Source organism: Leclercia sp. 119287 (genome assembly GCF_009734485.1).
Classification (GTDB): Bacteria; Pseudomonadota; Gammaproteobacteria; order Enterobacterales; family Enterobacteriaceae; genus Enterobacter; species Enterobacter adecarboxylatus_C.
In genome coordinates this window covers 3,536,225-3,555,871 of record NZ_CP046445.1, presented here as the reverse complement: position 1 = coordinate 3,555,871, position 19,647 = coordinate 3,536,225, and the positions used below count along the sequence as shown (strand labels likewise).

The following is a 19,647-nucleotide window of genomic DNA, read 5'->3' as shown; positions in this document are numbered from 1 at the left end:
CCCTTATTTTTTCACCGCTTCCCCATCCTGCCAGGCTTTTTGCAGCGCAGGCCAGTATTCCCGGTTGGCCTCAATCATCTCATCCAGAATCGCTTTGGCATGTTCCATGGTTGGCACGGTGCGGTTCAGGGTGAACGCCTGTAAGGCTTTCTCATAGCTGCCTTCGATGGTGGCTTCCACCAGCAGCTGCTCCGAGGCCAGCTGCTGTTGCAGCAGAGTCTGGTGGAACAGCGGCACCCGGCCGATGCGGATCGGCTCTGGACCTTCGCTTGTAATATAGGCCGGGACCTCAACCATCGCGTCGTACGGCAGGTTGACGATCGCCCCCCGGTTTTCCACCATCACCAGATGGCGCTGGCGCAGGTTAAACGCCAGCGAGCGGGCCACATCCACGATAAACTCGCCGTGCACCCCCACGTGGAATGCATCCGGCAGGATCCCGGTCTGTTTATACTCTTGTGCGGCGGCAAACAGCTTTTTCTCGCGACCGTTCATCACTTCGTTGGCGCGGGTATAGTCCGGATTCTGGTGATCCACGATCTGATTCGGCATCAGGTAGTACTGCAGATACGGGTTCGGCAGATACTCCGGGAAGTTATCCATGATCGGCTTGATGTTGCGCCAGGTTTTCACCCACGACGGATCCGAGTGCTGCGGGTCAGTTTTGGCCGCATCTTCGGTCAGCAGACCAAATTTTGCGACATGGCGACGCAGCTCCGGCAGTTTATCCTCGCCGTCCACCAGCACGCGGGTAAACCAGCCGAAATGGTTCAGACCGAAGTAGTCCACCTCCAGCTTGTGGCGATCCACACCCAGAATGGCCCCCATGTTACGCATCGCCGCTACCGGCATATCGCAAATGTTCAGTACCCGGGCGTCAGGACGCAGGCGACGTACGCCCTCGGCGACGATGGCCGCCGGGTTGGAGTAGTTGACGATCCACGCCTTCTCATGGGCATAGCGGTCAACCATGTCGATCAGCTCAACCATCGGCAGGATGGTACGCAGGCCATAGGCCAGCCCGCCCGGGCCGCAGGTCTCCTGACCGACCACCCCATGACGCAGGGGGATCTTCTCATCCTGCTCGCGCATTTTGTACTGGCCGACGCGCATCTGGGCGAAGACGAAATGGGCCCCGCTGAACGCCACTTCCGGGTCGCTGGTAACGGTAAATTTGATGCTCTGGCTGTGATCGCGAATGACCTTCTCCACCACCGGCGCGATGGTGTTTTGCCGCGCGGCATCAATGTCGTAGAGGCGAATTTCCGCCAGCGGGAATTTATCCAGCTGTACCATCAGGCTTTTCACAATCCCGGGCGTATAGGTGCTGCCGCCACCGGCGATAGAGAGAATAAATGGGGGTGTAATCATGTTTATCTCCTTCAGAGAACCGTCTCGACCGCTTCTCGCATTTTTTTGACATGCAGCCCGTAGACCACCTGAACGTTGTTACCTTGCTTGATAATGCCTTTCGCGCCCGTCGCCTTAAGCCGTGGCTCGTCGATGATGGCAACGTCTTTCACCGTGACGCGAAGACGGGTGTAGCAGTTATCCACCACCTCGATGTTTTCGCGTCCGCCGAGGCCGACCACAATCGCCTCGCCCAGACCATCATTGCTGCCTTTCGCCTGGTACTCCTGCTTGCTGTACAGACGGGTCTCCTGATCCTCTTCTTCGCGTCCCGGCGTCTTCATGCGGAAATGCAGGATCAGGAAGCGGAAGATCGCGAAGTAGAAGGCGAACATGATCAGCCCGACCAGGATGTACATCGGCCAGTTGGATTTTTCGGTGCCCAGCGGCAGGTTATAGAGAATGAAATCGATGATGCCGTTAGCCCCGATGGCGTGCACCCCCAGTAGATAAAAGAGCATCATGCCGATCCCGGTCAGCACCGCGTGCACCACAAACAGCAGCGGGGCGACGAACAGGAAGGAGAACTCGATCGGCTCGGTCACCCCCACCAGCAGGGAGGTGAGGGCCGCCGGGATCAGGATCGCTTTCGCCGCCGCTTTACGCTCCGGTTTGGCGGTGACATACATCGCCAGCGCGGCGGCAGGCAGGCCAAACATTTTGCTGATGCCGCGGGCATCCCATACCACGGTGCTGCTGAGCTGCTTCACCTCCGGACAGGCCATCTCGGCAAAGTAGATATTGCGCGCGCCCTGATAGGTGGCACCGCAGACCTCCTGGGTGCCGCCCAGTTCGGTATAGAGGAAAGGGGTATAGACCAGATGGTGCAGGCCGGTGGGCACCAGGATGCGCTCAAGGAAGCCGTAAATCGCTACCCCAAACGCCCCGGAGCCTTTAATGGCTAAGGCCATGGCGCTGATCCCGTTCTGGGCAAACGGCCACAGCTCGCTCATCACCACCCCCAGCAGCATGGAGACCGGGAGCATAATGATGGCGACGAAGCAGTGCCCCGAGTAGATCGCCATCGCGCCGTTAAACTGCACGCCGGAGTATTTGTTATACAGATAGCCCGACAGCGCCCCGGTGAGGATCCCGGCAAACACGCCCATCTCCAGCACCTGCACGCCTAACACCATGCTCTGTCCGGCGGCTTTCATCTGGTCCGCCGGGGCCAGCGCGCCCTGCAAATTCAGGGTCACGTTCATGGCGTTAATAAACACCACGAAGGTCACCAGGCCTATCAGCGCCGCGTAACCTTTGTCACGCGTTGCCAGACCGATGGGGATGCCCACGGCAAACACCAGCGCCAGGTTCACCAGCACCGAGACGGCGGATTTTGAAATCAGCTGGCCGATGCTCTGGATCAGCGGATGGCCGAGGAACGGCAGATAACCGGCAAGGGCGCCGTTACCCAACACATTACCAAAAGCAATGAAAAGACCGACAATAGGCAGGATAAGTACCGGTCCGTACAGTGATTTTCCGAAATTTTGTAGGGCGTTCACGGCTCGTTTCATGACGTTCTCTCTTATTGAACCGCGCACTCAGGGTGCGTCATAACGTTAAAATTAGCAGGGCAAACGCGAACTTAGCCAGCTATCTTGTTGTTTTAAAAACAAATGACGTTAAAGGTTACATGTAACCTTTAACGCTGTGATCGCGCCAGCAGCCAGAATGTTATCCACGCAGAAAACTTTGCGAGACGCTGTCCAGAATTGAAATCGACACTTTTGTATTAATGAAACTTGCGGATAATACTTATCCCGACGACGACCAACAGGCCCGCAAGGCCAGGGATAAAGGATGAAACCGTTTCGCCTTGCCGCGCTGTCATTAGCGCTGCTTACCACCATCACGCTTGTCGGCTGTGATGACAGTGACGACAAGACCTCTTCAGCGGCACCCGCCACCGCCACCGCTTCCACCTCTACGCCAGCGCCTGCCTCTGCGCCGGCAAAGCCGGACAACGCCACGCTGGAGAAACTGGCCGCGCAAAGCATGGGTAAAACGCTGACCCTGCTGGATGCGTCTGAGATCCAGCTGGACGGGGCCGCTGCCCTGGTGCTGACCTTCTCGGTGCCGCTCGATCCATCGCAGGATTTCGCCCGGACGGTGCACGTGGTCGACAAAAAAAGCGGCAAGGTTGATGGCGCCTGGGAGCTGGCGCCGAATCTGAAAGAGCTGCGCCTGCGCCATCTGGAGCCGAACCGCAACCTGGTGGTCACCGTCGAGCGCGATCTGCTGGCGCTGAACAAAAACACCTTTGGCAGCGACGTCGAAAAAGCCATTACCACCCGCGACATCGAGCCGAGCGTCGGTTTTGCCAGCCGCGGCTCGCTGCTGCCGGGTAAGGTGGTGGAAGGGCTGCCGGTGATGGCGCTGAACGTGAATAACGTCGATGTGAATTTCTACCGGGTTAAACCTGAATCATTAGCCGCCTTTGTCAGCCAGTGGGAGTACCGCAACTCGCTCACCAACTGGGAGTCCGACAATCTGCTGAAGATGGCGGATCTGGTCTACACCGGCCGTTTCGACCTTAACCCGGCGCGAAATACCCGTGAAAAACTGCTTCTGCCGCTGGCGGATATCAAGCCGTTACAGCAGGCGGGGGTCTATATCGCGGTGATGAATCAGGCCGGACATTACAACTACAGTAACGCCGCCACCCTGTTTACCCTCAGCGATATTGGTCTTTCCGCACACCGCTACCATAACCGGCTGGATATCTTTACCCAGAGCCTGGAGAACGGTGCGGCGCAATCGGCAATCGAAGTGCAGCTCCTTAACGATAAAGGGCAGACGCTGGCGCAGGCCACCAGTGACGCTGACGGCCACGCGACGCTGCAGACCGACAAAGAGGCGGCGCTGCTCCTCGCCCGCAAGGACGGGCAGACCACGCTGCTGGATCTCACTCTTCCGGCGCTGGATCTGGCGGAGTTTGCCATCTCCGGCGCGCCAGGCTTCACTAAACAGTTCTTTATGTTTGGCCCGCGGGATCTCTACCGCCCGGGCGAAACGGTGATCCTCAACGGCCTGCTGCGCGACAGCGACGGCAAACCGCTCCCCGACCAGCCGGTGAAGCTGGAGGTGCTGCGTCCGGACGGCCAGGTGGCGCGCACCCTGGTCAGCCAGCCTGCAAATGGCCTTTACCGCTTTGACTACCCGCTTGAGAGCGGGGCGCAAACCGGGATGTGGCATGTCCGCGCCAGCACCGGCGATAACCAGCAGCGGATGTGGGATTTCCACGTCGAAGACTTTATGCCAGAGCGCATGGCGCTCAATATTGCCGGACAAAAAGCGCCGGTTTCACCGCAGGATCCTGTCGCGTTCGATGTGACGGGGTATTACCTGTACGGTGCGCCCGCCAACGGCAACAGCCTGCAGGGCCAGCTCTTCTTACGTCCGCTACGGGAAGCCGTGGCCGCCCTGCCGGGCTTCCAGTTCGGGGACATTGCCGAAGAGAACCTGAGCCGCAGTCTCGATGAAGTGCAACTGACCCTCAACGATGAGGGGCGCGGGCAGGTGAGCAGCGACAGCCAGTGGAAAGAGACTCACTCCCCATTGCAGGTGATTTTGCAGGCCAGCCTGCTGGAGTCCGGCGGCCGACCTGTCACCCGACGGGCGGAACAGGCCGTCTGGCCGGCGGCGACCCTGCCGGGCATCCGTCCGCAGTTCGCCAGCAAAGCGGTCTATGACTACCGCACCGATACCACCGTCAACCAGCCGATTGTCGAGGAGAACAGCCAGGCCGGGTTCGATATTGTTTATGCCGATGCCAGCGGGGCGAAAAAAGCGGTCTCTGGCCTGCAGGTGCGCCTGATCCGCGAGCGCCGCGACTACTCCTGGAACTGGTCCGAGAGCGACGGCTGGCAGTCGCAGTTTGATCAAAAAGATCTGATTGAGGGCGAACAGGCGCTGGACCTGGCCGCCGACGAGACCGGAAAAGTGAGCTTCCCGGTGGAGTGGGGCTCCTATCGTCTGGAGGTGAAAGCCCCGGATGAGGCGGTCAGCAGCGTGCGCTTCTGGGCAGGCTACAGCTGGCAGGACAACAGTGACGGCACCGGGGCGGCACGTCCGGACCGGGTGACGATGAAGCTGGATAAACCGGCCTATCAGCCCGGGGAGACCATCAAGCTGCACATTGCCGCTCCGGCGGCAGGGAAAGGCTATGCGATGATCGAATCCTGCGAAGGGCCGCTGTGGTGGAAGGAGATCGACGTCCCGGCTGAGGGGCTGGATATGACCATCCCGGTGGATAAAGCATGGAAACGTCACGATCTCTATCTTTCCACGCTGGTGGTTCGCCCTGGCGATAAATCAAAATCGGCCACGCCAAAACGGGCGGTGGGCCTGCTGCATCTGCCGATGGGCGATGAGAGCCGTCGCCTGAGTATTGCCCTAGACAACCCGCAAAAAATGCGGCCAAACCAGACTCTGGCGGTTAAAGTGAAAGCCAGCGTGAAAGAGGGTGCCACCCCGCAGAAAGTTAACGTGCTGGTCTCGGCGGTGGACAGCGGCGTACTCAACATTACCGATTACGTCACCCCCGATCCGTGGCAGGCATTCTTTGGTCAGAAGCGCTATGGCGCGGACATCTACGATATTTACGGCCAGGTGATTGAAGGCCAGGGGCGGCTGGCATCGCTGCGCTTTGGCGGTGATGGCGATGAGCTCAAACGTGGCGGTAAACCGCCGGTCAACCATGTCACCATCATCGCCCAGCAGGCACAGCCGGTAGAGCTGGACGCCAACGGCGAGGGCACCGTTTCGTTGCCGATTGGCGACTTTAACGGCGAGCTGCGTCTGATGGCCCAGGCCTGGACCGATGACGATTTCGGCAGCAGTGAGAGCAAAGTGGTCGTTGCCGCACCCGTGATTACCGAGCTGAACACGCCGCGCTTCCTTGCCAGCGGCGATAACGCCAGGCTGACGCTGGATCTGACCAACCTTACCGATCGCCCTCAGACCCTGAACGTGGCGCTGACCGCCGGCGGCAATCTGGCGCTGGAAGGCGCCCAGCCGCAGCCGGTGCAGCTGGCGGCCGGTGAACGCACGACGCTGTTTATTCCGGTGCGGGCGCTGGAGGGTTACGGCGAGGGCGAAGTCGCCGCCCAGGTCAGCGGCCTGACGCTCCCGGGTGAAACCTTTGCGCCACAACAGAAGAGCTGGAAAATCGGCGTGCGTCCGGCGTTCCCGGCGCAAACGGTGAATACCGGTACGATGCTCAAGCCGGGTGAAAGCTGGCACGCGCCGGAACAGCACCTCGCTAATTTCTCACCGGTGACGTTACAGGGGCAGCTTATGCTCAGCGGCAAGCCGCCGCTCAACCTGGCCCGTTACATTCGTGAACTGCAGGCCTATCCGTATGGCTGTCTGGAGCAGACCGCCAGCGGCCTGTTCCCGTCGCTCTATACCAGTGCCGCACAGCTGAACGCGCTGGGTATTAAGGGCGACAGCGACGAGAAGCGTCGGGCAGCCATTGAGATCGGCATCTCCCGCCTGCTGCAGATGCAGCGTAACGACGGCGGATTCGCCCTGTGGGATAACGAGGGGCCGGAAGAGTACTGGCTCACCGCCTACGTCACCGATTTCCTGGTGCGCGCGGGTGAGCAGGGCTACAGCGTGCCGGCGGATGCCGTTAACAATGCCAACAACCGCCTGCTGCGCTACCTGCAGGATCCGGGCATGATGGCGGTCCGCTACAGCGACGATATTCAGGGCAGCAAGTTTGCGATCCAGGCCTATGCTGGGCTGGTGCTGGCACGTCAGCAGAAAGCCCCTCTCGGGGCATTGCGCGAAATCTGGGAGCGTCGTGCGCAGGCAAAATCGGGCCTGCCGCTGATGCAGCTGGGGCTGGCGCTGAAGCTGATGGGCGATGCGCCGCGCAGCCAGCAGGCGCTGGATCTGGCCCTCAAAACACCGCGCAGCGAAACGCAGAGCTGGATGGCCGATTACGGTAGCCCACTGCGTGATAACGCGATGATGCTGAGCCTGCTGGAAGAGTACAACCTGCTGCCGGATGCGCAGAGCACGCTGCTGAACGTCCTGTCTCAGCAGGCGTTCAGCCAGCGCTGGCTCTCTACCCAGGAGAGCAATGCCCTGTTCCTGGCGGGGCGTTCCCTGCAGACCCTTTCCGGGGCGTGGCAGGCCACTACCACGCTGGCGGAAGGCAACGTCCGTGGTGACAAACCGCAGGTGCAGAACCTCGATGCCGATCGGCTGGCCGCCCTGCAGGTTACCAATACCGGCACTGCGCCGCTGTGGGTGCGCCTGGACAGTAGCGGCTATCCACAATACGCGCCGCAGCCTGCTTCTAACGTGCTGAAAATCGAACGTCAGATTCTGGCGACCGATGGCAGCAGTAAATCCCTCTCCTCCCTGAAGAGCGGCGAGCTGGTGCTGGTCTGGCTGAACGTGACCGCCAGCCAGAACGTGCCGGATGCCCTGGTAGTTGACCTGTTGCCTGCCGGGCTGGAGCTGGAAAACCAGAACCTGGCCAGCAGCAGCGCCAGCCTGCAGGAGAGCGGCAGCGAGGTGCAAAACCTGCTCAGCCAGATGCAGCAGGCCGACATTCAGCATATGGAGTTCCGCGACGATCGCTTTGTCGCCGCCGTGCCGGTCAATGAAGGCCAGCCGGTGACGCTGGTCTATCTGGCCCGCGCCGTCACGCCGGGAACCTATGCGGTGCCCGTGCCGCTGGTGGAATCGATGTACGTGCCGCAGTGGCGGGCAACGGGTGCGGCCAGCGGCCCGCTGATCGTCGTTCCGTAACGTGCAGTATCGGAAATGGACAGGCTCCCGCTGGCTATGGCTGGCGGGGGCGATACTTCTGCTGTGGGGCGGCGTCATTGCTGCCGATCGCCTGTGGCCGCTGCCGCTACACGAGGTCAATCCCGCCCGAGTGGTAGTGGATGAAAAGGGGATCCCGCTGTGGCGATTTGCCGATCGCGACGGGATCTGGCGCTATCCGGTCACCATCGAAGAGGTCTCGCCGCGCTATCTCGAGGCCCTGATCCAGTATGAAGATCGCTGGTTCTGGGATCATCCTGGCGTTAACCCGTTCTCGGTGCTGCGTGCCGCCTGGCAGGATCTGACTGCCGGGAAGGTGGTGTCGGGCGGCAGTACGCTGACCATGCAGGTAGCCCGCCTGCTGGATCCCCATCCCCGCACCCTGGGCGGCAAAGTGCGTCAGCTCTGGCGCGCGCTCCAGCTGGAGTGGCACCTCTCCAAACGTGAAATCCTGACCCTCTATCTGAACTGCGCCCCCTTTGGCGGCACGCTGCAGGGGGTGGGAGCCGCCAGCTGGGCCTACCTGGGGAAAGCTCCTGCGCAGCTGAGCTATTCCGAAGCCGCGCTGCTTGCCGTCCTGCCGCAGGCCCCGAGCCGTTTGCGCCCGGATCGCTGGCCGGAGCGGGCCGAGGCGGCGCGCAACAAGGTGCTTAATCGCATGGCCTCGCAGGGCGTCTGGCCCGCGCGTCAGGTAAGCGAATCGCAGGAGGAGCCGGTATGGCTGGCCCCCCGGCAGATGCCGCAGCTGGCACCGCTGTTCTCACGCATGATGCTCGGCAAAAGCCGTGACACCAAAGTGGTGACAACCCTTGATGCCACGCTGCAGCGCCAGCTGGAGGAGCTGGCGTTGAACTGGAAATCCCGGCTGCCGCCCCGCAGTTCGCTGGCAATGATCGTTGTCGATCACAGCGATATGAAGGTGCGCGGCTGGGTTGGATCGGTCGACATTACCGACGACAGCCGTTTCAGCCATGTGGATATGATCTCGGCGATCCGATCTCCGGGATCGGTGCTTAAGCCTTTTGTCTACGGCCTGGCGATGGACGACGGGCTGATCCACCCGGCCTCGCTGCTGCAGGATGTTCCGCGTCGCACCGGCGATTATCGTCCCGGGAATTTTGACAGCGGTTTTCATGGCCCGATCAGCATGAGCGAGGCGCTGGTGCGATCCCTTAACCTGCCCGCCGTGCAGGTGCTGGAAGCCTACGGGCCGAAAAAGTTTGCCGGAATGTTGCGCAATGCCGGATTACCGCTGCTGCTTCCCCCAGGCGCTCAGCCGAACCTCTCCCTGATCCTGGGCGGCGCCGGGGCAAGTCTGGAAGATATCGCCGCGGCATACAGCGCCTTTGCCCGTCAGGGGCGGGCAGGAAGACTGCGCATGCAGCCGGAGGACCCGCTGGTTGAACGGCCCCTGCTGTCGCCCGGTGCGGCGTGGATCATCCGCCGTATTCTGGCCAACGAGGCACAGCCGCTGCCGGACAGCGCGCTTGCCCAGGTGGTGCCTCTGGCGATAAAAACCGGTACCAGCTATGGCTACCGCGATGCCTGGGCGATAGGGCTGAATGCGCGCTACGTGATTGGGATCTGGACCGGCAGACCGGACGGCACGCCGGTGGCCGGGCAGTTTGGTTTTGCCAGCGCGGTTCCGGTGTTAAATCAGGTCAACAACCTGCTGCAGTCGCGCTCGGCGCTGGATGAGGCGCGCCTGCCGCGCGATCCGCGTCCGGCCTCGGTGAGCCGCGGCGTGATTTGCTGGCCGGGCGGGCAGTCCCTGCCTGACGGGGACAGCAACTGTCGCCGCCGCCTCGCGACCTGGCTGCTTGAGGGGAGCCAGCCGCCGACGCTGTTGCTGCCGGAGCAGGAGGGCATCCGCGGGATTCGTTTCCCTGTCTGGCTGGATAACAGCGGTCAACGCGTGGTGGCGGATTGCCCGCAGGCACAGGAACGCACCCTCGACGTCTGGCCGCTGCCGCTGGAGCCGTGGCTACCGCAGGCGGAACGGCGGTCTGCGCGTATCCCGGCGGCATCTGCAACCTGCCCGCCGCTCGGCCAGGCCTTCCCGGCACCGCTGATCCTTTCAGGCATTCGTCAGGGAGCGGTTATTAAGCGTCTGCCGGGGGAGGCGCGCGTGTCCTTACCGCTGCAGGCCAGCGGAAGCGACGGGGCCCGCTGGTGGTTCCTCAATGGTGAACCGCTGAATGCGCAGGGGCGGACGTACACACTGCATCTTGAAAATGCAGGTGATTATCAACTGCTGGTGATGGATGAGGCGGGGCAGGTGGCAACCGTAGATTTTACGTTGCAGTAAATAAAACAGGTTTTAGCCACGATCTGTTGTTAAAACTCGTCTTATTTTAAAAAAATGTTACATGCATCCATAGGCAATGGCGTGAATGCTCATTATAATCCGCGCCATATATTTCGCATGAATGCAAAACAACAGAACAAATCACAGAGGTAATCATGGCTATTGAACGTACTTTTTCCATCATCAAACCAAACGCGGTGGCAAAAAACGTTATTGGCAGCATCTTTGCTCGCTTTGAAGCGGCAGGGTTCAAAATCGTTGGTACCAAAATGCTGCATCTGACCGTTGAGCAGGCTCGCGGTTTCTATGCTGAGCACGAAGGTCGCCCATTCTTCGACGGCCTGGTTGAGTTCATGACCTCTGGCCCAATCGTGGTTTCCGTACTGGAAGGCGAAAATGCCGTTCAGCGTCACCGCGATCTGCTGGGTGCAACCAACCCGGACAACGCTCTGGCGGGTACTCTGCGCGCCGATTACGCTGACAGCTTCACCGAGAACGGCACCCACGGTTCCGACTCCGTAGAATCTGCTGCGCGCGAAATCGCGTTCTTCTTCGCAGAAGGCGAAGTGTGTCCGCGTACCCGTTAATTTAACGGTTTCGTTTACACATTATTTTCGTAAATGCCGCGTGCAGACGTGGCATCCCTGCGCCAGACTTTGTACAATGCAACGCCCCGGATGAGCAGACTGCTTGCCGGGGCGTTTCTTTTTAACCCTCCACGGGCCATAACGTGTAACAACGAGGCCGGAATATATTATGTCTGAACTAGTTAATACCTCCGAAGTCGCCGTTCCTGCGGTTCCAAATAAAAATGGAAAAATCAACCTGCTGGATCTGAATCGTCAGCAGATGCGCGAGTTCTTCAAAGAGATGGGCGAGAAGCCGTTTCGTGCCGACCAGGTTATGAAATGGATGTATCACTATTGCAGCGATAACTTTGATGACATGACAGACATCAACAAGGTCCTGCGCAACAAACTCAAAGAAGTGGCCGAAATCCGCGCCCCGGAAGTGGTGGAAGAGCAGCGTTCAGCTGACGGCACCATCAAATGGGCGATTGCCGTAGGCGATCAGCGCGTTGAAACGGTCTATATCCCGGAAGATGACCGCGCCACGCTGTGCGTCTCTTCCCAGGTCGGTTGTGCGCTGGAGTGCAAGTTCTGCTCCACGGCGCAGCAGGGCTTTAACCGTAACCTGCGCGTGTCGGAAATCATCGGCCAGGTCTGGCGTGCGGCGAAGATCGTCGGCGCGGCAAAAGTGACCGGCACCCGTCCTATCACTAACGTGGTGATGATGGGGATGGGCGAACCGCTGCTGAACCTCACTAATGTGGTTCCGGCGATGGAAATCATGCTCGATGACTTCGGTTTTGGCCTGTCCAAACGTCGCGTGACGCTCTCCACCTCAGGTGTTGTACCTGCGCTGGACAAGCTCGGCGATATGATTGACGTTGCGCTGGCGATTTCGCTGCATGCGCCGAACGATGCCATCCGTGATGAGATCGTGCCAATCAACAAGAAGTACAATATCGAAACCTTCCTGAACTCGGTGCGGGGCTACATTTCGAAGTCCAACGCTAACCAGGGACGCGTCACCATTGAGTACGTCATGCTGGACCACGTCAACGACGGCACCGAGCATGCGCACGAGCTGGCGGCACTGCTGAAAGATACGCCGTGCAAGATCAACCTGATCCCATGGAACCCGTTCCCGGGTGCGCCGTATGGCCGTAGCTCAAACAGCCGTATCGACCGTTTCTCCAAGGTACTGATGGAGTACGGCTTCACCACTATCGTGCGTAAAACCCGCGGTGACGATATTGATGCCGCCTGTGGTCAGCTGGCCGGTGATGTTATCGACCGCACCAAGCGCACGCTGCGTAAACGTATGCAGGGCGAAGCTATCGACGTTAAGGCCGTGTAATTATTACGCTGCCACGGCGCATTATCTGCGCCGTGGCAGCGTAAGATGCGAATAAACAGTCATTGCACCGGTGTATGGGTAATAATTACGGTGCGTTTTATATGACTTTAAGGCAGTATGTAACGACGCAACAACAGTTTAGCCTCACTGACAAGCCGCTTCTGTCAACGAAAACCTGACAGTATTGTGCTGTCTTACTAAGGTTAACTGACCAGAAGTTTCGCGGTGCGGGTGGCATTGTGACACCGGCGCCAGGATCCTCAATTTTCACGTACCAGTAGTTGTAGCGAATGAATACTGAAGCCACTCACGACCAAAATGCAGCACTTTCCACTGGCGTTCGTCTTCGCAACGCCCGTGAACAACTCGGACTAAGCCAGCAAACCGTTGCGGAACGCTTATGTCTGAAGGTTTCCACGGTCCGCGATATTGAAGAAGATAAGGCACCTGCCGATCTTGCTTCAACGTTTCTGCGTGGTTATATCCGCTCCTATGCGAAACTGGTGCATATCCCTGAAGACGAACTGCTGCCGATGATGGAAAAACAGGCACCGGTCAGAGCGGCGAAAGTCGCGCCGATGCAGAGTTTTTCGCTGGGCAAACGTCGTAAAAAACGTGATGGCTGGCTGATGAGCTTTACCTGGCTGGTCTTGTTTGTGGTTATCGGCCTGACGGGCGCCTGGTGGTGGCAGAACCACAAAGCGCAGCAGGAAGAGATCACCACCATGGCCGATCAGTCCTCCGCCGAGCTGAATAACTCAGCGGGCGAGGGCGCTCAGAGCATCCCACTAAATACCGACGCCTCAGCAAACGCCAGCGAACCGCAGGCACCTGCTGCTGGCACCACGGATGTGGCAACGGCGCAGGCAACTGCGCCAGTGGCTAATCAAACAGCCCAGGCTCCGGCTGACAGTGCCGTCGTTTCGCCTTCCCAGGCGAACGTCGAGACTGCCCCGGCAGCCACCGCGGATAACGCGGTTCAGCCCCTGCCATCCGATCCGGCTGGCGTCGCGGCGGCACCGGCCGACCCAAACGCGCTGGTGATGAACTTCAGCGCCGACTGCTGGCTGGAAGTGACCGATGCGACCGGCAAAAAGCTGTTCAGCGGACTGCAGCGTAAGGACGGCACGTTAAATCTGGCAGGCCAGGCGCCCTATAAGCTCAAGATTGGTGCTCCGGCAGCGGTCCAGATCCAGTTCCAGGGTAAACCTGTCGATCTGAGCCGTTTTATCAGAACTAACCAGGTTGCGCGTCTGACCCTCAATGCCGAACAATCAGCAGCACAGTAAGTAACAGACAGGCAACGCGGGAGATTTTCCATGCATAACCAGGCTCCTATTCCACGTAGAAAATCGAAACGTATTTACGTCGGGAATGTGCCAATTGGTGATGGTGCGCCCATCGCCGTTCAGTCGATGACCAACACCCGTACCACCGATGTGGCGGCAACGGTCAATCAGATCAAAGCGTTAGAACGTGTGGGCGCAGACATTGTCCGCGTTTCCGTGCCGACAATGGATGCGGCAGAAGCGTTTAAACTCATCAAACAGCAGGTCTCCGTTCCGCTGGTTGCCGATATTCACTTCGATTACCGTATCGCGCTGAAAGTAGCGGAATACGGCGTCGATTGCCTGCGTATCAACCCAGGCAACATCGGTAGCGAAGAGCGCATCCGCGCGGTCGTTGATTGCGCCCGCGACAAAAACATCCCCATTCGTATCGGCGTGAATGCCGGTTCGCTGGAAAAAGATCTGCAGGAAAAATACGGTGAACCGACCCCGCAGGCGCTGCTCGAATCGGCCATGCGTCATGTGGATCATCTCGATCGTCTGAACTTCGATCAGTTTAAAGTCAGCGTGAAAGCCTCGGACGTTTTCCTCGCCGTTGAATCCTATCGTCTGCTGGCGAAGCAGATCGATCAGCCGCTGCACCTCGGGATCACCGAAGCCGGCGGCGCGCGCAGCGGTGCGGTAAAATCAGCGATTGGCCTTGGTCTGCTGCTGAACGAAGGCATTGGCGACACTCTGCGTGTCTCGCTGGCCGCCGATCCGGTGGAAGAGATCAAAGTCGGTTTCGATATCCTGAAGTCACTGCGTATTCGTTCCCGCGGCATCAACTTTATCGCCTGTCCAACCTGTTCGCGTCAGGAGTTCGACGTCATCGGTACGGTGAATGCGCTCGAGCAGCGTCTGGAAGATATCATCACCCCGATGGACGTTTCGATTATCGGTTGTGTGGTGAACGGTCCGGGTGAGGCGCTGGTGTCGACGCTGGGCGTTACGGGTGGTAACAAGAAAAGTGGTCTCTATGAAGATGGCATCCGCAAAGATCGTCTGGATAATAACGACATGATCGATCAGCTTGAAGCCCGCATCCGCGCCAAAGCCACCATGCTGGATGAAGCGCAGCGCATTAGCGTGCTACAGGTAGAAAAATAACGAGATGGGAAGCGGTTCGCTTCCTGTGTATGATTGAACCCTTCGGTTATGAACCCCAGGGTTCATTTTTGTCTATAGAAAGAGAACAAACGTGGCAAAGAACATTCAAGCCATTCGCGGCATGAACGATTATCTGCCTGCCGAGACCGCCATCTGGCAGCGCATTGAAGGCACCCTCAAGCAGGTGCTCGGCAGCTACGGTTACAGTGAAATCCGTTTGCCGATTGTAGAGCAGACCCCGTTATTCAAACGCGCTATCGGTGAAGTCACCGATGTGGTTGAAAAAGAGATGTACACCTTTGAGGATCGTAACGGCGACAGCCTGACCTTACGTCCGGAAGGTACGGCGGGATGTGTACGCGCCGGCATCGAGCATGGTCTCCTGTACAATCAGGAGCAGCGCCTGTGGTATATCGGCCCAATGTTCCGTCACGAACGTCCTCAGAAAGGTCGCTACCGTCAGTTTAACCAGCTGGGTGTCGAAGCCTTTGGTCTGCAGGGCCCGGATATCGACGCGGAGCTGATTATGCTCACCGCCCGCTGGTGGCGCGCGCTGGGTATTGCCGATCACGTCTCCCTGGAGCTGAACTCCATCGGTTCTCTTGAAGCGCGTGCAAACTACCGCGATGCGCTGGTGGCCTTCCTCGAGCAGCATAAAGAGAAGCTGGACGAAGACTGCAAGCGTCGCATGTACAGCAACCCGCTGCGCGTGCTGGATTCCAAAAACCCGGACGTGCAGGCCCTGCTGAACGACGCGCCTGCCCTGGGCGATTATCTGGACGAAGATTCCCGCGAACACTTTGCCGGTCTGTGCAAACTGCTGGAAGCTGCCGGTATTGCTTACACCGTTAACCAGCGCCTGGTACGCGGTCTGGACTACTACAACCGCACCGTGTTTGAGTGGGTTACCACCAGCCTCGGTTCACAGGGAACGGTCTGTGCGGGCGGTCGTTACGACGGTCTGGTGGAGCAGTTAGGCGGTCGTCCTGCACCGGCAGTAGGCTTCGCCATGGGTCTTGAGCGACTTGTTTTGTTAGTTCAGGCAGTTAATCCGGAATTTAAAGCCGATCCTGTTGTCGATATATACCTGGTGGCCTCAGGCGCGGAAACGCAGTCTGCGGCAATGCAGCTTGCCGAACGCGTGCGCGATGCGCTGCCAGCGGCTAAGCTGATGACCAACCACGGCGGCGGCAACTTTAAGAAACAGTTCGCCCGTGCCGATAAGTGGGGCGCGCGTATTGCACTGGTACTTGGCGAGTCAGAAGTGGCTAACGGCGAAGTGGTGGTGAAGGATCTGCGCTCTGGTGAGCAAACAACGGTAACGCAGGACGGCGTTGCGGCGCACTTGCGCACTCTACTGGGCTAAGGAGAAGGACTGCGTGGAAATGTACGAGAACGAAAACGACCAGGTCGATGCGATTAAACGCTTCTTTGCTGAAAACGGCAAAGCGCTGGCTGTTGGGGTCATTTTAGGTGTTGGTGCCCTGGTGGGCTGGCGTTACTGGAACAATCATCAGGTCGATTCCGCGCGTGGCTCCTCCTTACAGTATGAAGATACCGTGAGCGCCATTCAGGCCGATCGGCCGGAAACCCTGGCGGCAGCAGAGAAATTTGCCGCCGACAATAAAAATACCTATGGCGCGCTGGCGTCATTGGAAGTGGCTCAGCAGTTCGTTGATAAAGGCGAGCTGGACAAAGCGGCAGCTCAGCTGCAGCAGGGTCTGGCAGCCGCAGGCAACGATAACCTGAAAGCGCTCATCAATCTGCGTCTTGCCCGTATTCAGGTGCAGCAGAAGAAAACAGACGAAGCGCTGAAAACCCTCGACTCTGTTAAGGGTGAAGGTTTTGCCTCGATTGTTGCCGACCTGCGTGGTGAAGCACTGCTGAGTAAAGGTGACAAACAAGGCGCGCGCAGCGCATGGGAAGCGGGCGTGAAAAGCAACGCCTCGCCAGCGCTGAGCGAAATGATGCAGATGAAAATAAATAATTTGTCCGTCTGAGAGGGACCCGATGCAATTGCGTAAATTACTTCTGCCAGGACTGCTTTCCGTTACGTTATTGAGCGGCTGTTCACTGTTCAGCGGCGAAGAAGATGTTGTCACCATGTCTCCACTGCCAACGGTTGAAAACCAGTTTGCGCCGTCTACCGCATGGAGCACTTCCGTCGGTGACGGTATTGGCGACTTCTACTCCAACCTGCATCCGGCTTCTGCGGACGGCGTTGTCTATGCGGCTGACCGCAAAGGCATCGTCAAAGCCGTAAACGCCGATGATGGCAAAGAGGTGTGGTCGATTAATCTGGCAGAAAAAAGCGGCTGGCTGTCACGCACGCCGGCTCTGCTGTCAGGCGGTGTGACGGTTGCCGGTGGTCATGTCTATATCGGCAGCGAGAAGGCCCAGGTCTACGCCCTTAACGCCAGCGACGGCTCCATCGCATGGCAGACCCGCGTCGCGGGCGAAGCGCTCTCCCGTCCGGTGGTCAGCGACGGCATGGTGCTGGTGCATACCGCCAACGGTCAGCTGCAGGCGCTGAATGAAGCTGACGGTGCGGTGAAGTGGACGGTTAACCTCGATATGCCGGCGCTCTCCCTGCGCGGTGAATCTGCGCCAGCCACTGCCTTTGGCGCGGCTATTGTCGGCGGTGATAACGGTCGCGTTAGTGCCGTATTGATGCAGCAGGGCCAGATGATTTGGCAGCAGCGTATCTCTCAGGCAACCGGTCCGACCGAAATCGACCGCCTGAGCGATGTGGACACCACGCCGGTCATCGTCAATGGCGTGGTTTACGCTCTGGCCTATAACGGCAACCTGACTGCGATGGATCTGCGTAGCGGCCAGGTGATGTGGAAACGCGAGCTGGGCTCCGTGAATGATTTCGTGGTGGACGGCAACCGCATCTACCTGGTCGATCAGAACGATCGCCTGCTGGCGCTGAGCACCGAGGGTGGCGTGACGCTGTGGACGCAGAGCGATCTGCTGCACCGTCTGCTGACCGCACCGGCGCTGTATAACGGCAGCCTGGTGGTAGGTGATAGCGAAGGCTATATGCACTGGATTGACCCGAGCAACGGTCGTTTTGTCGCCCAGGAGAAAGTCGACGGTTCCGGTTTCCTGACCGAGCCGGTGGTGGCTGACGGCAAACTGCTGATCCAGGCAAAAGACGGTACGCTGTACGCGATCACGCGTTAATCACCGCGGTTGTAGTATACTCAACGGCTCCTGTTGCTTCAGGGGCCGTTTTGATTTTTTAAAAAACGCCGCAAACGCGACGTGATATCGAATTTTATGAGGCTTTAAACATGGTACCTGTGGTCGCGCTTGTCGGGCGCCCGAACGTTGGAAAATCCACTCTTTTTAACCGTTTAACACGCACCCGTGATGCGCTGGTTGCGGATTTCCCGGGGCTCACGCGTGACCGTAAGTACGGTCGTGCAGAAGTGGAAGGTCGTGAGTTTATCTGTATCGATACCGGCGGTATCGACGGGACAGAAGACGGCGTTGAAACTCGCATGGCGGAACAATCTCTGCTGGCGATTGAAGAAGCGGACATCGTGCTGTTTATGGTTGATGCGCGCGCGGGCCTGATGCCTGCCGACGTTGCCATCGCTAAGCACCTGCGCTCACGTGAAAAATCCACCTTCCTGGTGGCGAACAAAACGGACGGTATCGATCCCGATCAGGCGATGGCCGATTTCTGGTCATTAGGTCTGGGCGATATCTACCCGATCGCCGCCTCTCACGGCCGTGGCGTGACCAGCCTGCTGGAAACCGCGCTGCTGCCGTACGTTGACGAGATCAACCCGCCGGAAGAGGTCGACGAAGACGCCGAGTACTGGGCGCAGTTTGAAGAAGGCGAAGAGGGTGAAGAGGAGCCGGAAGACGACTTTAACCCGCAGGATCTGCCGATCAAGCTGGCCATTGTCGGTCGTCCGAACGTCGGTAAGTCAACGCTTACTAACCGCATCCTCGGTGAAGACCGCGTGGTGGTGTATGACATGCCGGGCACCACTCGCGACAGTATTTACATCCCGATGGAGCGTGACGAGCGTGAATACGTTCTGATCGACACCGCGGGCGTGCGCAAGCGCGGGAAAATCACCGATGTGGTGGAAAAGTTCTCGGTAATCAAAACTCTGCAGGCGATTGAAGACGCCAACGTGGTGATGCTGGTGATCGATGCCCGCGAAGGTATCTCCGATCAGGATCTCTCCCTGCTCGGCTTTATCCTCAATAGTGGGCGCTCACTGGTTATCGTCGTCAACAAGTGGGACGGCCTGAGCAACGAAGTGCGTGAGCAGGTCAAAGAGATGCTGGACTTCCGTCTGGGCTTTATCGACTTCGCTCGCGTCCACTTCATCTCAGCCCTGCACGGCAGCGGCGTGGGTAACCTGTTTGAGTCCGTACGCGAAGCCTACGACAGCTCCACCCGTCGTGTCGGTACCGCAATGCTGACCCGTATCATGACCATGGCGGCAGAAGACCATCAGCCACCGCTGGTGCGCGGTCGCCGCGTGAAGCTGAAATATGCTCACGCCGGTGGTTATAACCCGCCTATCGTGGTTATTCACGGTAACCAGGTAAAAGATCTGCCGGATTCTTACAAACGCTACCTGATGAACTACTTCCGCAAATCGCTGGACGTAATGGGTACGCCGATCCGTATTCAGTTCAAGGAAGGGGATAACCCGTTTGCCAACAAACGTAACACCCTGACGCCGAACCAGATGCGTAAGCGTAAGCGTTTGATTAAACACATTAAGAAAAGCAAATAATCTTTGC

12 protein-coding genes are annotated in these 19,647 nt (G+C 58.8%); 10 read left to right on the top strand and 2 right to left on the bottom strand.

Features of this window, described 5'->3' with window-relative positions:
• Positions 1–3 precede the first annotated feature (3 nt).
• Positions 4–1,371 carry a 6-phospho-alpha-glucosidase gene (locus GNG27_RS17060; protein ID WP_142486701.1) on the bottom strand — a complete coding sequence of 456 codons (1,368 nt, stop codon included), beginning with the start codon at positions 1,369–1,371 and terminating at the stop codon, positions 4–6.
• Positions 1,372–1,382: 11 nt separating this feature from the next.
• Positions 1,383–2,927, bottom strand: a complete 1,545-nt coding sequence (locus GNG27_RS17055) for a PTS transporter subunit EIIC (protein WP_156264350.1) — start codon at positions 2,925–2,927, stop codon at positions 1,383–1,385.
• Positions 2,928–3,213: 286 nt separating this feature from the next.
• On the opposite strand from GNG27_RS17055, the gene GNG27_RS17050 reads away from it, so the two are divergent.
• The 10 genes from GNG27_RS17050 (at position 3,214) to der (ending at position 19,640) form a co-directional block, all read left to right on the top strand.
• Positions 3,214–8,181: an alpha-2-macroglobulin gene (locus tag GNG27_RS17050; RefSeq protein ID WP_156264349.1), complete on the top strand. Its 4,968-nt coding sequence runs from the start codon at positions 3,214–3,216 to the stop codon at positions 8,179–8,181.
• A gap of 1 nt (position 8,182) precedes the next feature.
• Positions 8,183–10,507, top strand: a complete 2,325-nt coding sequence (gene pbpC / locus GNG27_RS17045) for a peptidoglycan glycosyltransferase PbpC (RefSeq protein ID WP_156264348.1) — start codon at positions 8,183–8,185, stop codon at positions 10,505–10,507.
• Between the two features lie 155 nt (positions 10,508–10,662).
• Positions 10,663–11,094 carry a nucleoside-diphosphate kinase gene (ndk, locus tag GNG27_RS17040; protein ID WP_032613104.1) on the top strand — a complete coding sequence of 144 codons (432 nt, stop codon included), beginning with the start codon at positions 10,663–10,665 and terminating at the stop codon, positions 11,092–11,094.
• Between the two features lie 169 nt (positions 11,095–11,263).
• Positions 11,264–12,430 carry a bifunctional tRNA (adenosine(37)-C2)-methyltransferase TrmG/ribosomal RNA large subunit methyltransferase RlmN gene (locus GNG27_RS17035; RefSeq protein ID WP_142486697.1) on the top strand — a complete coding sequence of 389 codons (1,167 nt, stop codon included), beginning with the start codon at positions 11,264–11,266 and terminating at the stop codon, positions 12,428–12,430.
• A 290-nt stretch (positions 12,431–12,720) separates the two neighbouring features.
• The gene (gene rodZ, locus GNG27_RS17030) at positions 12,721–13,719 is read left to right on the top strand and encodes a cytoskeleton protein RodZ (protein ID WP_156264347.1); all 999 of its coding nucleotides are present in this window, start codon (positions 12,721–12,723) and stop codon (positions 13,717–13,719) included.
• A gap of 30 nt (positions 13,720–13,749) precedes the next feature.
• Positions 13,750–14,868 carry a flavodoxin-dependent (E)-4-hydroxy-3-methylbut-2-enyl-diphosphate synthase gene (gene ispG / locus GNG27_RS17025; protein ID WP_156264346.1) on the top strand — a complete coding sequence of 373 codons (1,119 nt, stop codon included), beginning with the start codon at positions 13,750–13,752 and terminating at the stop codon, positions 14,866–14,868.
• A gap of 91 nt (positions 14,869–14,959) precedes the next feature.
• Entirely contained in the window at positions 14,960–16,234 is a 1,275-nt protein-coding gene (hisS, locus tag GNG27_RS17020; protein ID WP_142486695.1) for a histidine--tRNA ligase, read from the top strand.
• Positions 16,235–16,247: 13 nt separating this feature from the next.
• Entirely contained in the window at positions 16,248–16,868 is a 621-nt protein-coding gene (locus GNG27_RS17015; RefSeq protein ID WP_156264345.1) for a YfgM family protein, read from the top strand.
• 10 nt (positions 16,869–16,878) lie between these two features.
• Positions 16,879–18,057 (top strand): outer membrane protein assembly factor BamB, encoded by a 1,179-nt coding sequence (gene bamB, locus GNG27_RS17010; RefSeq protein ID WP_142486693.1) that lies wholly within the window; start codon positions 16,879–16,881, stop codon positions 18,055–18,057.
• Positions 18,058–18,167: 110 nt separating this feature from the next.
• Positions 18,168–19,640 carry a ribosome biogenesis GTPase Der gene (gene der, locus GNG27_RS17005; protein WP_156264344.1) on the top strand — a complete coding sequence of 491 codons (1,473 nt, stop codon included), beginning with the start codon at positions 18,168–18,170 and terminating at the stop codon, positions 19,638–19,640.
• Positions 19,641–19,647: the final 7 nt, after the last annotated feature.

What these genes read in the sequence shown, in the direction of transcription:
- GNG27_RS17060 (WP_142486701.1), bottom strand. Translation starts at nt 1,371, where the DNA reads ATGATTACACCCCCATTTATTCTCTCTATCGCCGGTGGCGGCAGCACC.
- GNG27_RS17035 (WP_142486697.1), top strand. Translation starts at nt 11,264, where the DNA reads ATGTCTGAACTAGTTAATACCTCCGAAGTCGCCGTTCCTGCGGTTCCA.
- bamB (WP_142486693.1), top strand. Translation starts at nt 16,879, where the DNA reads ATGCAATTGCGTAAATTACTTCTGCCAGGACTGCTTTCCGTTACGTTA.
- der (WP_156264344.1), top strand. Translation starts at nt 18,168, where the DNA reads ATGGTACCTGTGGTCGCGCTTGTCGGGCGCCCGAACGTTGGAAAATCC.
- GNG27_RS17055 (WP_156264350.1), bottom strand. Translation starts at nt 2,927, where the DNA reads ATGAAACGAGCCGTGAACGCCCTACAAAATTTCGGAAAATCACTGTAC.
- GNG27_RS17050 (WP_156264349.1), top strand. Translation starts at nt 3,214, where the DNA reads ATGAAACCGTTTCGCCTTGCCGCGCTGTCATTAGCGCTGCTTACCACC.
- rodZ (WP_156264347.1), top strand. Translation starts at nt 12,721, where the DNA reads ATGAATACTGAAGCCACTCACGACCAAAATGCAGCACTTTCCACTGGC.
- ndk (WP_032613104.1), top strand. Translation starts at nt 10,663, where the DNA reads ATGGCTATTGAACGTACTTTTTCCATCATCAAACCAAACGCGGTGGCA.
- ispG (WP_156264346.1), top strand. Translation starts at nt 13,750, where the DNA reads ATGCATAACCAGGCTCCTATTCCACGTAGAAAATCGAAACGTATTTAC.